Here is a 15,483-nt window from a genome sequence, read left to right as displayed (position 1 = left end):
AATTTGAACCTTCAGATGAGCCGCTCTTCAATGGCTGCACGCGCTGCCTTGGTCATGCCTTTCAGGACAAGCTCATAGGAGTGGTCAATCATGGCATACAGCTCGGACTGCGGTATGGACCCGTCAACTATAACCGTATTCCAATGCTGCTTGTTCAAATGGTATCCGGGGCGGATCGCCTTGTTTTGTTCCCTCAGATTCTCGGCGATGACGGGATCGCATTTCAGGGAAATGGACGGCATGCCGTCTTCTTCAACGAGCAGGGCGAACATTTTGCCCCCAACCTTGAATACCTGCGCGGACGGACCGAACGGATAGGTCGAGACCGCTCCCTTTTTTCGCAGGCAGTAGGACTCCAGCTTCTTGTACATACACTGCCTCCTTTTAGAGGTTGTTCTTCTCGGTGCTGAAAACCTGACTTTTTGAACACTCACTTTTATGTATTGGCTGTATTCTAACGTTAATAGTACACAAAAAAACGCCGGATTCCTATCTCCGGCGTTTTTGGTGCTGCTATAGGGTGCAAAGCTTATTTTACAACTTTCACGCGTTCTTCAATCGGGTTGAATTCCTTGTCTCCCGGTTGGGCAACAGGCTTGCCAAACGGCATTTGGGCAATCAGTCTCCAGCTTTCAGGAATGCTCCATTCATGCTTCACTTTCTCATCGATCAGCGGGTTGTAGTGCTGCAGAGAAGCGCCAAGCCCTTCCTGTTCAAGCGCTGTCCAGACCACCAGCTGAAGCATGCCGTTCGATTGGTTGGACCATACCGGGAAATTGTCGGCATAAGATGGGAAGCTTTGCTGCAGCCCGGCTACCACATCATTATCTTCAAAGAAGAGCACCGTGCCGTATCCGCTGCGGAAAGCGGCCATCTTCTCTGCTGTGGAAGCGAATGCCGCCTCATCCCCTACGACCTCACGCAGAATCTCTTCTGTAATATTCCACAGTTTGTCATGCTGTTCACCGAGCAATACGACAGCGCGGGCGCTTTGGGAGTTGAAGGAAGAAGGAGTGTATTTAACGGCCTCTTCCACGATCTCCTGAATACGTGCGTCCGAGATGACAGCTTCCTTGCTGATACCGTAATAAGAGCGTCTTTCTTTAATCGCAGTGAAAAAATCTTTACTCATGGTGTTCCCTCCTGTAATTAATATTGTATAGTCACTTCCTTTTTATCATAACAACATTTTATTTTAATATCAAGCTACTTCATTTAGAGTTATGTTGAATTTATCTGGATTTTTTGCCTGTTTAATTTACGTTAATCCTGCTCCCCCTGCTTTTCAATGGTCACCCCCTGTACATGCTTGCGCTTCATGAGCTTCCGTTTCTTGCGGTTTTCCTTCGAGTCAAGCACGATGTCCAGGTCATAGTCGGCCGGATATAATTCTTTACCCTCAATATGCAGGCGCAGCCTCTTTTTGTGGATTTTCATTTTATGCTTGCGGATCAGGACGCCGATATTCCCCTTGCTGTCCTCCATCTCACACACAATGCCGCTCTGATTCAGATAAGGAATCGTCACCCTGTCCCCCAATTGGAATGCATAGATGTCATTTGCAGGTTTTTCCTCGGACGACTCAGTTCCCACGGTTGGATCACCGGCATCGTTCGTGATGACCCTCACAGGTGGTGACTCCTTTTTCACCGTCTGGTCAAAAACAGGATCAGTTTCTACCGTTTCTGGCTTTTCTTCCGTTTCTGCCATTTCTATATCAGGTACAGTATTAGGGGCAGCTTGATCTGCTTCAGCCGGTTGTGCGGCACCTTCCTGCGTTATTTCCCGTGAACGCTGAATGAGCCGCTCCGGAATGCCCAGCTTCAGGGCAATCTGGAAGGCATAGCTTTGGCCCGCTTCTCCGATACGCAGACGGTACAAAGGCTGTAGCGTCTGCGCATCAAACTCCATGCGCGCATTCTCAAAACCCGGCGCAAACGCAGCAAAGCTCTTGATTTCGTTATAGTGGGTCGTCGCGATTACAGCCGCCCCTCTCCGATGCAGTTCTTCGAGAATTGCGATGGAGAGGGCGACACCCTCGCCCGGGTCCGTACCGGAAGCCATTTCGTCGATCAGCACCAGCGTCCGGTTATCCGCGCTCTGCAGTATTTCGATCACGTTCCGGATATGCGCGGAGAAGGTGCTGAGCGCATGCTCGATGCTTTGACCATCGCCGATATCCACCGCCACATGGTGGAACACGGCAAACATGCTTCCTTCACGGACCGGGACCAGCAGGCCGGACTGCACCATGACGGTTAATAGTCCGACTGTCTTGAGGGCCAGCGTTTTGCCGCCGGTGTTCGGACCGGTAACAATCAGCGAGGTATATCCCCTGCCGAGGGCGAAGTTCAAAGGCACCATGGAGCTGCCCATGAACGGATGTCTTGCTTCAACCAGCTGTACCACTCCCTGTTCGTTCAGCTCCACATTGCCGCCATCCATGGAAGCCGCGTATTTCGCTTTAGCGAAGAGAAAATCGTACAGCCCTACCGTTTCGGCATTAATGTGAATCCACTGGGCATGCTCTTCCACCAATAATGTGAGCTCACTGAGAATTTTCATCTCCTCCCGCGCTTCCTCCGCCTGCAGGGCGGACAGGTCATATTGCAGGGTCCTGATATCCTCCGGCTCAATATACACGGTCTGTCCGCTGGCCGATTCATCAAGCACAATGCCCTTAACCTGCTTGCGGTGTTCTTTCTTGACCGGCAATACATATCTACCGCCGCGTGTACTCAGCACATGCTCCTGCAAAATGCTGCGGTGTTTGCTCATAAGAGTGTTCAGCCTGCCCTTGCGGCGTTCTTCAATGACGGTTATTTTTTTGCGGATTCTGGACAGCTCCTTGCTGGCTGAATCGATGATGCGACCGCTGCGGATGCTGCCGTCGATGGCCGAGCGCACCTTCTCCAGCTCATACATCGAAGCCGCATAAGAACTGACAATCGGCGCCGCTTCGCGCTTGGCCTTCATGTATCTGATCAACTGCGAGCAGCTTGTAAGAAACTGATGGATTTGCGCAAACTCCTGCTCGGTGAAAACATACCCTGTGCCCAACAGTCCCAAAATATGCTCCATTCCCTCCATGGAAGGCACCGGCACACTGGCCCCATGCTGCAAAAGCACTTTGGCTTCCGCCGTTTCATCCAGCGTTTTGCGGATCAGCTTTCCATTCGTCATGGGCGCCAGCCGCAACACCTGCTGCTTGCCCAGATAAGACACGGCGTAACGCTCCAGCTCTTCCTTTACTCTTCCGTATTCAAGACGCTGTAAATCCTGTTCGTTCATCTGTTGATTCTCCTTTGTAAGTGTATTGGCAACAAAAAAAGGCGAAGAATGAGCAAGCTCATTCTCCGCCACAAAAGAAGGATAGGCTGAATAGACGGTTTAATCCCGTCATTCAAATGCCGCCAAAAGTGCCCAAAAAATAAAAAAACCGCGCTGAACTCAGCACGGATAAGGGCACAATGGCAGACCTGTTCCAAAGGCTTTGTATGATATCCGCTGTTCTTAACTAATTCCAAGGCTGTTCGAACGCATTACAAAGAAACACTGCTCCCGCAGCATTTTTTCAGCAATACACCAAACATCCTTGCATATGGAATTTGATTAGTTAAGAACGCTCACCGACATCAAAATCTCTCCTTTGAGAAAAGGTACCTACAATATAGCCGAAGGTGGAAGCCATTGTCAACAACTGACGCCCCCGTGCCCTGCCTTATATCCAGTAGGTGTTGCACTTCATATTACAATCTGTCCTTATTTGTTTTTTCAATAGGAAAATACAGATATAAAACTCCATTTGTTTCGGACGGATTGTAGTATTCATGCACTGCCCCAACGATTGAATAGCTGGTACTGGGTATGTATTCGTTAATCATATAATTGAACTTTTCCTGATATGTATTTTGATTGCACTTCATTACTGCGAATTTGTATGAGGGAATAACCCATTTAGCCCATCCTGCTGGAGCCACTGAGTCATCATATACTTCACACCCAGCTAAATACTTGCCTTGATCTGTCCAACGTTTAAAGCTCTCAGTTAAATCACTCATCGCCCCCCATATCCCAACGATATTCCCTTCCGCATAAAAATAAGCCCTAACTTATCATGTCGGGGCTGGTTGTCATTTATATATGGATCCTCGCTCAGATTTTCAATTACACTCATGATTCTTTTTTATCATAGTTTTGTCAAGCTTTCAGATAGCCTCCTCAGCGTCACTCGAAAAAATAAGCCTATATCTCGATCTCACGCTTCAAATCCCCCAGCGATTTTGTTTGTCCGTTCTGAAACTCTAATCTGCCCTTCTCAATTGCTTCTAGATCGCTGGCTGTTAAATATTCATCCTCTTCATCCAATTGCTTATCAAGTAGCCACGATAAAAAGCTCTTGGCCACAACTTTGTTCCTATCATTTAGCTGATCTATAATTTGTTCAAATTCATTATTCGGGACACTCATGAAATGTACCTCCTCCACCATCTTTAACCTTATTACATACCAATACATTATGATGCTCCAGAACTTTGATTTTTATATAACTTCCTCTAAGTCTTAACTTAAAATGCACTTACGCTGATTTCATATAACGTTCCGATATTCACGACGTCCGACAAAGTCGGATGTGCCTGCTGAAATGCCACCTCGAAATCTATCCCGCGGACCAAGGCCCCAACGGAGCCGATGCTTGATTCTGATATAATATGATGGAAATACTTCTTCAAGATTGCTTACTAACGTGTCCTTATACTTCAATTATTTATTTTGGTTTTGATTCATCTTTTCTCATGTGTTATCATATTCTTAAATAAAGACCAAGTGCGTCAACACTTGGTCAGTACAATTGGCTTGGATGGTTTATTCCCTTCTAAGCTCCAGGATTAAAAACCCACCTTCGGCGGTCAACCTTTGGGTGGGTTTTTACTTTCTCTTGTTGTTATTGATATATGTTAAAAGTGCAAGAATAAATGTTCCAAATAACAGCATCAGAGTCATCGCATCTTTCACTTCCATGGTCTCACCTCCTTTCGAAGGGATACCCACCCAAGATTCAATTGTATCTATATTTTACCTGTGTCTAAATCTGCGCACAAGTGTTCTCATCTACTTTCTTGTACTTTCTTTTCTTGATCCTTATATCTGTTTGTCAGGAAAATCATTCAGCCTAGTGTTCCATTGGTAGGCGTAAAATTTAAGAGACTGTTTAATAAATTCCATCAGTATATGATCTTTTTGGAGATTGTTGGAGGCTTGAATATGCATAACATACTTATCGAATATTTGCAATAGAGTAATTCCATGCTGACTTGCATATTCTGATGCTCCACTTTGAAAACCAGATGTAGAAATTAGTATCCCTTTGTATGCACCTAAGCTTCGTACCTTGTCAGCTAAAACCACAATTTTCTCACGTTCCACTGGTCTCGTATAACGCTTACATTCAACAATAACTTTAAAGCCTACAGATAGTGCCATAAATTCTGCGATAATATCAATTTGGTACAATATGAATGTATTCTTGGTGATTTCTCAGTGATGATATAGTGATATCACCTAAAAGGAGAGACAATTGTGGCAACAATAAAAGAGTCTTTACTTTACGATTAGAGGATACGAACTTTCAAAAAATAAAATTTATTGCAGACAAAAATAAACGTTCCATTGCTATGCAAATTGAATATCTAATTGAGCAGCATATTCATGACTACGAGAAGAAAAATGGTCCTATTCCTGCAGATGATTAGTTTAATCCTCTAGTATCATTCTTTGTGTTGCACTGGTTTCAGATATCGTCCTTGTATTCACGACGTGACCCAACCTTAAATACCTCATATCTTAGGTTGGGTCATTTGTTGTCGCCGTACACCGATCGTTTTTTCTTCCTGATAGAGTATGCTGATCTTCACCTGACTTACCTTAATTTACCCAATTACTTTACTACATCATCCTCTTACTCTTTGCGCGTTCAAGCAACATTGCCGAAGCCGAAAATAGCACATTGGAATCAATTTTTTAAATAAATTCCTTGTTTTGGATTTTACACATTTTTATGACTGGGAGTTTCACCATTCGCGTGTTAGAGTTCCTAAGTGCACTTGAAACATCTACAGAGAAAAAGGGGAAGATTGTTAAATGAAGAAAACTGCAATTGTATTGGCAGCTTTGACGATCATGCTGTCAAGCTCCCTGGTGTTCCCTGCCATATCATCGGCAGCTGAAGCAGTTAACAACACCACAGAGTCAACCAGTACGAACACCGTATCCGGGGAAGAAACGGCCCCCACAGATGAAACGGTCGACCAAGAGGGATCGTACGAGGATCTTGATCCTGAGCTTGTGCAGGAGTACTTGGAGTACTTGGACTATTGGGATCAGTTGGACCAGCTCTATATTTATGAAGATAAAGCGATAGACGGGTATAACAATGCGCCCCAACTTACCAACGCTACCCGCAAACAGATCTTTCTTGTCCTGAACAACACGGTTATTCCTAACTACACCAAATATGTTTCAGGACTTAAACAAATTCAACCTTCCAACCCGGAGCTTGCATCGATTCACCAAAAGCTTATCCGCGGGGCTTACCTGCAGCTCGAAGATATGATGCTCTACAAAAAGGCGGTATCCAAATCGAAAATCAACTGGTCTATGTATTATCAATCCAATGCCAAAAATGCGGCAGGCAAAAAGCTGCTTGATCAGGCTGAAGCAGATCTGTATCAGTATGAGGCCAGATTTGAATAGGAGCTTGCTTCGTCCAAGATCTAATGCTGACGAAAAAGAACCGGTGCACCCGGTTCTTTTGTTTTTTCATAGGTACTATTATTTACTCCCGGCATCAGCCGCTAATGCCTCTACAATTTTTTGCCCCGTCTTCATCCCGTTTGTTATACAGTCCGGAATGCCGACTCCGTAATAGGAGCAGCCCGCGAGAATGACGCCGGGATGGCTTGCGGCCAGCTTGCTCTCCAGCGACCGGACAATGTCCGGATGCCCGAGATGGTAATTCGGGATGGAATCCCGCCATTTTGTTACCTCGCAGGTCACAGGACTGTTCGTAATGCCGATGCTTTTCTCTACATCACTGACGGCAACGCTCATCAGCTCTTCCTCCGGCATCTGCTGCAGCCTGTCAAAATGCGGATTGGAGCTCTTGTAGAACATCCGGATCAGGAGCCGCTGCTGTGCGGAGGTATGCTCCCATTTGCGGCTTGTCCAGGTGCTGGCATCACACACGAGACCGCTGCCCTGAGCGGCAATAAAGCCGGTTCCGTCCTCCGGCAGTCGCTCATCCGGGACATCATAACCGAGATACACGCTGATCAGCGACCGGCTGCTCAACCTGTCGAAATCACCGTTCAGCGCTTCATCCTGCAGCAGCGATTGCGCGGAGGTATGCACTGTGCTCAGAACGACAAAGTCCGCTTCCAAAGTCCGCCCGCCCGCCAAAACCACCGTATAACGCTCACCGGTTTTCGTTACGTTCAAGGCCTGTGTGCCCTTCAAAATTTCCACATCACTCATCCGGGACTCCAGCCTGTCGATCAGGTCGGAAACCCCATGATGGAAGGAAATAAACTTTCGTCCATCCCCTCGCAGGAACCTGTCTCTGTTCTCGCCAAGTCCCTTCATGATGCTGCCGTATTTATTTTTGTATTCCAGGAGGAAAGGAAAGGTCGATGCAATCGTCAGATTGTCCAGCTCGCCTGAATATACACCGGAGATGACCGGCGAAATCTGCTTGCGCACAAGCTCCTCGCCCAGAAAATGCTCCAGAAAAGCCCCCAGCGAGTCATTCTCCGTGAACGTCTCATTCGGAGTGTAATAATCCTTGAGCGCGGCCACCTTGCCTTCCGCCGAGATCAGCTCGCTTTCAGCCAGCGCCTGCAGATTGACGGGGATGCCGAACACCGCGTCCGCGGGGATCTTTTTCAGACCTCCGTCCGAATAAATAAATGATCTGCCTGTTGCATTGTATACAATCTCCCCGGCCAGTCCCAGCTCTTCCATCAACTCGGGGTCATTTTTACGGGCCACAATGGAATCCGCACCGGTCTCCATAATAAAACCGTCCTGGCGAACCGTTCTGATTTTGCCGCCAAGCGTCTCGTCCGCTTCCACAAGGACAAGCTTCAGCTGCAGATTCTGCTCCTTCATGGCCTTTTGCAAAGTATACATGGCCGTCAGGCCTGTAATTCCGCCACCTATCACCACGACAGTTTTCAAATGTGAGCACCTCAATATGAGAAATTAGTCTACCAAACAGTATAACACAAGCTTCACACACGTTTTTGATACAAAAATCATTATCGTGAATACTCACCAACAAAATTCACCGGCTCTTCAGGACATGCTGTTGACATGCTCATAACTTGTAACTATTATAGTTACATAAATATGTTACACGAGTGATGAGTCAAACCATTCAAATCCCGGGAGGATAACAAAATGAAAATTGCAGTAATTGGAGCCAGCGGCAAAGCCGGAAGCCTGATCGTTAAAGAAGCGGTGGACAGAGGTCATGAAGTGACGGCCATCGTCAGGGACGCTTCGAAGGTAAGTGATATGGCAGTCCTTGAAAAGGATGTTTTCAGCCTGACAGCAGACGATCTGCAAGCTTTTGATGTCGTCGTCAATGCGTTCGGAGCGCCTCCAGGCCAGGAGCATCTGCATGTGGAAGCAGGCCGCGCACTGATCAGCGCTCTGAAAGGAGTACCGCAAACCCGCCTGATCGTTGTCGGGGGAGCGGGCAGCCTGTATGTGGATGAAGCCAAAACCGTACGTTTGATGGATACGCCGGATTTTCCAAAACAATTTCTCCCTACAGCTTCCAACCAGGGACAAAATCTGCAGGATCTGCAAAACTCAAACGGCATTCAATGGACCTTTATCAGCCCCGCGGCGTTCTTTGACGCCAAAGGCGCAAGAACGGGAGCATACCAGACGGGCCAGGACAACCTGTTCTTCAACGCGAATGGCGATAGCTACATCAGCTATGCGGACTTTGCCCTTGCCGTCGTGGATGAGGCTGAGCAGGCCAATCATGTGAATGAACGCTTTGCCGTAGTGGGAGAAAAGAAGTGAAATAGCAATTAAACTCTATATAAGGCAGCAAGCCCTTTTCCGGGACACGGTTCGTTCTGCCCGGGTTCCGCGTATGAAGAGGGCTTTTTCTTCCCGCCAAGGATAAATATAGGTGCTATATGGGACCCAAAACTATGGTAAAATAGCCATACTGCATTATTTTTCACGAAAGGAAGCTGTAAGCTATGATCAGTACCCGGTTTGCCGTAGCCATCCATATTCTCTCCCTGTTGGAGTACAATAAAACGGGCGTAAATACATCCGAATTTATAGCCAGCAGCGTGAACACCAACCCGGTGGTCATCCGCCGCATCATCGGCATGCTGCACAAGGCCGGGCTCGTTGAAGTCAAAGCGGGTGTCGCCGGAGCAAAGCTGCTGCACAGCATAGACGACATCACCCTGCTCGACGTGTACCGCGCGGTCAATGTCGTGGAGGAAGATGCGCTCTTCTCCGTGCATGAATCGCCGAATCCGGATTGCCCTGTCGGACGCAATATTCAGTCCTCGATCGTACCCGTGTTCTCCAGCGTGCAGAGAGCGATGGAAGAGGAACTTCGACATGTGAAGCTGAGCGAAGTTGTGTATGATATATCGGCCAAGGAAGAGGCCCACACCAAATAACGCTCCATCTCCTAACGGAGAGGAGCGTTATATTTTTTATCAAGCTTGTACTAGCTCGAACAATTCTACAATCAGGACCGTATTATCGTTCAGCTCCATACCAGCCTCGGTCAAATTCTGCCATGCCAGCCGATGGTCCGCCTGAAATTGCGCGGTATTGTCGCCGTTCCCTTCTCCGCGCACAAGCCGCGGATCCGGATTGCCAAACGTCGTTTCAAACACTTCAATCATTTTTACATTACATCGCGGCTGGTCATGTTTATCATACAACGTGACAATATGCCCGACCGGCTCATAGGTCTGCTGCAGCTCCTCGGGAGAATATTCCGATTTGGGAGCACAGGTGGCCGTCTTCTCTCCTTTAATGATTTGCTGAATCAGCATTTCTCCAATGCCGTTATCATTCTCCCATCCAAAGACCATTTTGAATGGCTGTATTGGAATCGATGACATCATAATCCCTTCCTTTTGTAAAAAGACTATCAAGTCTTTTGAAAAATCTGTGACCTTTTCCTTGGTTACAGTGCATATATTCCCTAATCCATTTTAAAGCATAACAAATAATAGGAACTAATTCACTATTATATTTTTAGGCAACAAAGCTCTTGAGCTTCTTGAGATATACAATATCTATTTAATAATAGGGTATATGATGTAGCTAACAAGCAGACCCAAAATAAAAGCAACCGAGACATTTAGCCATTTGGGTCGCCCCTCTGAATCCGAATCCAAAATACCGGTGATACAAACCAAGATAAATACGCCAATTTTCCATGGTGTATTAAAATAAGGATTAGCTAAGCCTGCTGCAAAAGCCACAACGCGCAACAGTGTGCTCCAGAAAAAAGAAAGTTTGAAAAACAATTCTTAAACCGCCTTTCTAACAGGAATCATATTTCAACGAAAAATAAGCGTTTGATCAAGCAGTAAATCATTCCTCTTTAAATAAATACCATGAAAAGTGATAGGTACCGAAGTACCATTGAAATAATCACTTGAATTGTCATGTCTTATAGCATGAATATGAAGATGAGGCTCACTACTGTAACCTGAATTCCCTACTTTCGCTAATTCTTGTCCGGCTCTGACAAAGTCATCTTTCTTGACTAACAGACTATTTTTCTTTAAGTGCAGCAGCAAAATATCATAATCCTTATAATTGATGATAACCATATTGGCGGCATTTCCACCCAGAACGTTCGGCACATTATCATCTATTCCATCCATCACCTCAACAATTCTGCCATCAACCGGGCTGTATACTGAATCATTATATACAGGATAAGACGTCAAAGGATCCATAGTCCCGAATCGTTCTTTGCGTGAGCCTAGAGGGGTAAGTTTAGTTATATCCACCGCATACTTCAGGGAACGATACGAAAAGTGATAATTCATTGATGAATTCATCCCACCATTGACCACTTCGTAGAGCCCTCCCTTCAGAGGAAACATTAAATCGACTGCCTCCTTTTGTTTTGGAACAGATTCCATATACGTGATGATAATTAATATACTTATTAGGCATTGGTACATCGCCAGTAAACCATAAAGAGCAATAAATATTTTTGTTGTTTTATTTAAACGCCCAGGTTTAATAGAACGCAAAAAAATCATTTTGCGTAATAAGGAACATACAAACAATAAGATGCATACTGGACGCAAATAATAGCTGATCTCTGTCCAATCATTTATGAATAAAATCATAAAGGTATATGCACTTGTAAAGAAAGCGTGAATATACCACGAGATACGACTTTTAAATGGAAAGTAAGCTATAATCCAATAAAGGATAAGCGGCACGATTAGCATTTTCACAACATAATAGAACATTCAATTTCTTTCCTTATCATTTGTTAGTTTACCACTTACCTCTTCTTGAAATGTCACATCCGTTAATAGCTTGTAAAAAAACAAATCCAGCTTATGCTTGAGCCAAATATAATCTATACCTGATTCTTCTTGAATAAACAAAGCCAATTGAATATCGTTTCCTTCCCGATCCGTACAGTAAAAAGCCTCCGTAAGAACGGAAATGGTAGACCCCCCCTTATTCCCAAACTCTTTTAAATTGGAATGATCAACTTGCCGCTCCACTAGCGGCTTCAGATACGAATTGATTGCAGAAGGGACCAATTCTTCCTTGTGTATCAGTTTCATAATATGAGCATATTCTTTGGTTGTTGATCGGGGAAGTTTTCTTGATTCCAGCACTTGAAGCTTTCGAGCATAGTTCTGTTTCGTGTTCCATTTCTGAATATTGCTCAATCCAATGTCACTGTTTAATATACTGTGAATTTCAACAGCTGCTTCCATGTATTCCTCGTAGCTCATTTTGTTTATTTTTTTTACCGACTCCTTAAAATCTGTTTTGTCCCTTTCTTGAATATAAGAAGACATTAATCCAGCAGATGAAAAGGGGAAAATTGGATCATGTGAGGAAAGGGACAGCTTGATTACATTCTCATTAATCTGATCCAAACCTAATTTTTCAATTAAAAATTCAGTATTGGCATTGGAACTGTGGGTTAACATGCCACGAGCAATTTCAAATAACGTCGTCTTCCCTTGTATCACTTTATGAGCAGTTTGAAGCCACTCGAGCCAGTTTTTATGAGCATTACCGTCAGACCCGGGAATATAAAATTTATTCAATTCTTCTAAAGAGACAAGTTCGTTTTCGTCCAATATATTTGCTGCTAGCTGACGGGCAAACTCAATAGCGATGATCAGTTTTACAGTACTGGCTAGCGGCATTTTAGCTTCTGCGTTGTAACTGATTTTCTCCATACCATTTTTGATCATATACAAAGAAGCTTTATCCGGATTGTCAAGCAAAAAGGCAAGAACATCTTTTTCCGTTTTCATACGATTCTGACGTTTCGCAATCAAGAAAAAAATAATAAAAATAACAACAAAGATAAGTATTGTAGCCACTATAAATAGAAGTATTTTCATGTCTTACCCCTTAGTCGGCACGGCTAGGATGAAGCTCACACAAGTCATCGCAGTTTCCAACAGGAATGACCATTCTTTTAGAAGCCAGAAAATCATACATATAACCGCCTATACCTATAAATCTAAATAAAAATATAAAAGGAGCTATGAGCCACAACTGTGGTATTCTGGTGCTGATTTGTAAGACGGCATCAATTCCTCGTTGGACTTTATGCGACTCGTTTATTGAAACACTATGCATTCTTCGTTCCAGTTCGGAGTAATCCAATCTATAGGCTTGAACCAAAGAAGAATCCCTGAAACTAACGAGACATAACATCCTGAAATAATCCATCTTGTGCAGCTTGTCTTTAATACTTGTACAAACAGGACACCAACCGTCATAAAAAATGATGATCTTCATATTGTGTAGATTTGCGTATCCCCATTTTCTTGTTTTTCTTCGAATTGTCATTGATAATGTTCTCAAACGTTTTTTCATGATTGCGTATATTTTTTTATATTCCCTATCTGTAAACATTAACAATTCCATCACAATCATAATCAATGAAAAGGTCAACAAGCCCATGCCTATACCAATTCCCGCATGAAACAAGATCATGGCCATGATTATAAACGGTTTAAGCCTTTTGTTAATCACAGCAAAGGGAAATGCTATTTTTATAAGTATAGATAAATAAGTAATTAAAATAGTGAGTCCAATAAAATGATTCACTATATAACCCAAAACAGGCCTACTAAACTCTCTGACTTGGGATATGTAATAGAGCGCGGTACCATTCTGCCACATCTCACCCATAAGCTGGTATATACCCGAAAAGAAATAGACAACGCATAACTGTATAACACAAATAAGCACTGCAAAGTTGTGGATGATTACGGATAACTTATAATGTAACGACTCCTTTGATTCTTCTCTATCCGAGCTCTTCAGCATAGAATCAAAAGAGAAATAGGCAGTATTATTGGTAAACATAAGAAAGAACATGTTCACGACGAGCAGATTGTCCCCTCCGTCAGTTATATGAAAAGAACGAACATACAGTGAATAAAAAAAAAGATAAGCCAGAATTGAAAAAAGACGGCCTTTATATCCAATCAAATAAAAAATTGTAATTATAATTCCGATGTGATAGATACAATCGAAAAATAGAACTGAAGAATTCAAGTTGTATAAAGACCATGTTAGTGATTTGTACTCCGCAGAATAGATATTAATTCCTGATTCATGCCAAAAAAAATGCCTTTGTTTATAGTGGATGAAGTAATTGTAAAGTAATATGAGGCCGATACAAATTCTAAGAAGACTTGCTCCAATAAGGAAGCGCTCAGTCATAAGAAATTTACGGTAATTTAACAACATCCTTTACAACTCCTTTCCAATCATATACCACATTGGTTTCTTTCACTTTAAAAAGAGAATCCCCTCGCTTTGAATAGGGAATAGCATCCGATACTGAAGTCATAAACTGAACTTCAGTCAACTCCACTTCGGAAAACTCTCTTTTGGCAAAGGCTGAAGCATAGCGGTATATAATTCCCTCTACCTCCTTTGAATCATTTTCCAATGATGCATTTATTTCTTTACTATCCTTCTCTTCTTCAGATATTTTGTCCATCAATTTGTATGTAAGATCATCTTTCCCCCCTATATACAATTGATGTATATATCCGCTTCCAATTCTGAGCATTCGATTATAGGGGGAAAATAGGGTGCCCTGGTTGGTCTTAATCATAGGTTCAGTCACATCATGCCAATTGCTCATAACTGTTTTTGCGCTGTCCTGCTTCTTATATTTCACTCGCACATATAATTTTAGATTCTGAGTCATAGGTTCAGGAGCAAACAGATGCCAGTTCTGCTGAAAAAAACGCCCGACATAGCCATCTGTTACTGACTTAAATGAGACCGATACCGGGTTAAGAGGGCCGACATGCAGAACGACAAAGAAAAAATGTACCACCAAGAATAGCGACAGAGACAACACAGCAATATTTAAAATGAAAGCTTCCCTTCTTTGCTTCATTGAACAGCACCTCTCTTAAAATCAACAGGGAGGGAGAAATTTAAGAATTGCTATCCCTCCCATTCTTATTAACTATTTATCAAAAATCACGTCTACATTCTCTACATCACTGCTCGAGACACCTGTACCCAAAAGACTGCCATTGCGGGTAACTTCCCTCAATGCATCCTTATTGGCTTCCCAAGCCGCTTTCCCGTATACCACAGCTTTACGAGCAAGAGAAGCTAACGCCTGAGGCTCAACGGAAGCGCTTGCACTTTGGCTAATTAAAGGAGCTTTTTCGTCGGAAACCTTATAATCAGAAGCGTAAGAAGCACCTAAACTTACTGTAGAGAAAGTTGTGATGGCTACAACCAGACTAAGAATTGTTAACTTTTTTTTCATTTCCATTTCCTCCAGTAAAAAAGTATTTTTCTAGTACTTTTCTTTAATAGACGCTAATCATTCACTTGTAGACTGATAGAGTGCTGATGTAGAAGGATTCGAAAAGTAAAATTCATTAGCAAATCATCTTTTTCATTCATTTATTGTTATTCATGCAAATTAGACCACCACCTTCCATTTTTTTTAGATTATATTTCTTTATGTCAAAAAGAAAAAAATGAATATTTGCAATCCATTTATTAATTATTACTCTGCGCGTTTTACAACATGCAAAAGCAGTGCCCCAGGTCATCAGAAGACCTTTCGGGACACTCCTTTAACTTATGTGTTATCACTTATTGCTTTAAGTCCTCGCCGTTACTGTCGAATGCATTTCTGATACCAGCAAAATAAGCTTTTTT

General features: G+C 43.5%; 18 protein-coding genes. 3 read left to right on the top strand and 15 right to left on the bottom strand.

All coding sequences use genetic code 11. The features are described 5' to 3' along the window. Nucleotides 1–11: 11 nt before the first annotated feature. The 7 genes from ACE5KN_RS17400 to ACE5KN_RS17370 form a co-directional block, all read right to left on the bottom strand. Nucleotides 12–371: an MmcQ/YjbR family DNA-binding protein gene (locus ACE5KN_RS17400; RefSeq protein ID WP_375526782.1), complete on the bottom strand. Its 360-nt coding sequence runs from the start codon at nucleotides 369–371 to the stop codon at nucleotides 12–14. A gap of 158 nt (nucleotides 372–529) precedes the next feature. Next, complete coding sequence (locus tag ACE5KN_RS17395; protein WP_375526783.1) at nucleotides 530–1,132, bottom strand: nitroreductase family protein; 603 nt, start codon at nucleotides 1,130–1,132, stop codon at nucleotides 530–532. Between the two features lie 131 nt (nucleotides 1,133–1,263). Next, nucleotides 1,264–3,291 carry an endonuclease MutS2 gene (locus ACE5KN_RS17390; RefSeq protein ID WP_375526784.1) on the bottom strand — a complete coding sequence of 676 codons (2,028 nt, stop codon included), beginning with the start codon at nucleotides 3,289–3,291 and terminating at the stop codon, nucleotides 1,264–1,266. 458 nt (nucleotides 3,292–3,749) lie between these two features. Beyond that, a complete protein-coding gene (locus tag ACE5KN_RS17385) occupies nucleotides 3,750–4,061 on the bottom strand; it encodes an effector binding domain-containing protein (RefSeq protein WP_375526785.1) in 312 nt (103 codons plus the stop codon). A gap of 184 nt (nucleotides 4,062–4,245) precedes the next feature. Beyond that, nucleotides 4,246–4,470, bottom strand: coding sequence for a hypothetical protein (locus ACE5KN_RS17380; RefSeq protein ID WP_375526786.1), 225 nt, complete (start codon nucleotides 4,468–4,470; stop codon nucleotides 4,246–4,248). Nucleotides 4,471–4,929: 459 nt separating this feature from the next. Beyond that, on the bottom strand, nucleotides 4,930–5,022 hold the full coding sequence (gene comI / locus ACE5KN_RS17375) for a competence inhibitor ComI (RefSeq protein WP_007431380.1): 93 nt from the start codon (nucleotides 5,020–5,022) through the stop codon (nucleotides 4,930–4,932). Nucleotides 5,023–5,142: 120 nt separating this feature from the next. After that, complete coding sequence (locus tag ACE5KN_RS17370; protein ID WP_375526787.1) at nucleotides 5,143–5,514, bottom strand: restriction endonuclease; 372 nt, start codon at nucleotides 5,512–5,514, stop codon at nucleotides 5,143–5,145. A gap of 627 nt (nucleotides 5,515–6,141) precedes the next feature. Between ACE5KN_RS17370 and ACE5KN_RS17365 the strand changes: the two genes are divergently transcribed. Further along, on the top strand, nucleotides 6,142–6,753 hold the full coding sequence (locus tag ACE5KN_RS17365; RefSeq protein ID WP_375526788.1) for a hypothetical protein: 612 nt from the start codon (nucleotides 6,142–6,144) through the stop codon (nucleotides 6,751–6,753). A gap of 78 nt (nucleotides 6,754–6,831) precedes the next feature. On the opposite strand, the gene hemG is transcribed toward ACE5KN_RS17365, so the two are convergent. Further along, the gene (gene hemG, locus ACE5KN_RS17360) at nucleotides 6,832–8,235 is read right to left on the bottom strand and encodes a protoporphyrinogen oxidase (protein ID WP_375526789.1); all 1,404 of its coding nucleotides are present in this window, start codon (nucleotides 8,233–8,235) and stop codon (nucleotides 6,832–6,834) included. A gap of 222 nt (nucleotides 8,236–8,457) precedes the next feature. On the opposite strand from hemG, the gene ACE5KN_RS17355 reads away from it, so the two are divergent. After that, nucleotides 8,458–9,093 (top strand): NAD(P)-dependent oxidoreductase, encoded by a 636-nt coding sequence (locus ACE5KN_RS17355; protein WP_375526790.1) that lies wholly within the window; start codon nucleotides 8,458–8,460, stop codon nucleotides 9,091–9,093. A 185-nt stretch (nucleotides 9,094–9,278) separates the two neighbouring features. Continuing rightward, nucleotides 9,279–9,716 (top strand): Rrf2 family transcriptional regulator, encoded by a 438-nt coding sequence (locus ACE5KN_RS17350; RefSeq protein ID WP_375526791.1) that lies wholly within the window; start codon nucleotides 9,279–9,281, stop codon nucleotides 9,714–9,716. A 39-nt stretch (nucleotides 9,717–9,755) separates the two neighbouring features. On the opposite strand, the gene ACE5KN_RS17345 is transcribed toward ACE5KN_RS17350, so the two are convergent. The 7 genes from ACE5KN_RS17345 to ACE5KN_RS17315 all read right to left on the bottom strand — a co-directional run bounded on the left by ACE5KN_RS17345 (nucleotide 9,756) and on the right by ACE5KN_RS17315 (nucleotide 15,082). After that, the gene (locus tag ACE5KN_RS17345; RefSeq protein ID WP_375526815.1) at nucleotides 9,756–10,160 is read right to left on the bottom strand and encodes an ASCH domain-containing protein; all 405 of its coding nucleotides are present in this window, start codon (nucleotides 10,158–10,160) and stop codon (nucleotides 9,756–9,758) included. A 186-nt stretch (nucleotides 10,161–10,346) separates the two neighbouring features. Continuing rightward, nucleotides 10,347–10,580, bottom strand: a complete 234-nt coding sequence (locus tag ACE5KN_RS17340) for a hypothetical protein (RefSeq protein ID WP_375526792.1) — start codon at nucleotides 10,578–10,580, stop codon at nucleotides 10,347–10,349. A gap of 33 nt (nucleotides 10,581–10,613) precedes the next feature. Beyond that, nucleotides 10,614–11,546, bottom strand: coding sequence for a M23 family metallopeptidase (locus ACE5KN_RS17335; protein WP_375526793.1), 933 nt, complete (start codon nucleotides 11,544–11,546; stop codon nucleotides 10,614–10,616). Further along, entirely contained in the window at nucleotides 11,547–12,671 is a 1,125-nt protein-coding gene (locus tag ACE5KN_RS17330; protein WP_375526794.1) for a serine hydrolase, read from the bottom strand. 10 nt (nucleotides 12,672–12,681) lie between these two features. Further along, the gene (locus ACE5KN_RS17325) at nucleotides 12,682–13,647 is read right to left on the bottom strand and encodes a DCC1-like thiol-disulfide oxidoreductase family protein (protein ID WP_375526795.1); all 966 of its coding nucleotides are present in this window, start codon (nucleotides 13,645–13,647) and stop codon (nucleotides 12,682–12,684) included. A 367-nt stretch (nucleotides 13,648–14,014) separates the two neighbouring features. After that, nucleotides 14,015–14,698, bottom strand: coding sequence for a DUF5819 family protein (locus ACE5KN_RS17320; RefSeq protein ID WP_375526796.1), 684 nt, complete (start codon nucleotides 14,696–14,698; stop codon nucleotides 14,015–14,017). Nucleotides 14,699–14,770: 72 nt separating this feature from the next. Then, on the bottom strand, nucleotides 14,771–15,082 hold the full coding sequence (locus tag ACE5KN_RS17315; RefSeq protein WP_375526797.1) for a hypothetical protein: 312 nt from the start codon (nucleotides 15,080–15,082) through the stop codon (nucleotides 14,771–14,773). Nucleotides 15,083–15,483 lie beyond the last annotated feature (401 nt).

The sequence above is a fragment of the Paenibacillus terreus genome, from assembly GCF_042138595.1.
GTDB classification, from domain to species: domain Bacteria; phylum Bacillota; class Bacilli; order Paenibacillales; family Paenibacillaceae; genus Paenibacillus; species Paenibacillus terreus.
Note: the sequence above shows the minus strand (reverse complement) of the source record. Positions and strands in the feature narration are given on the sequence as shown.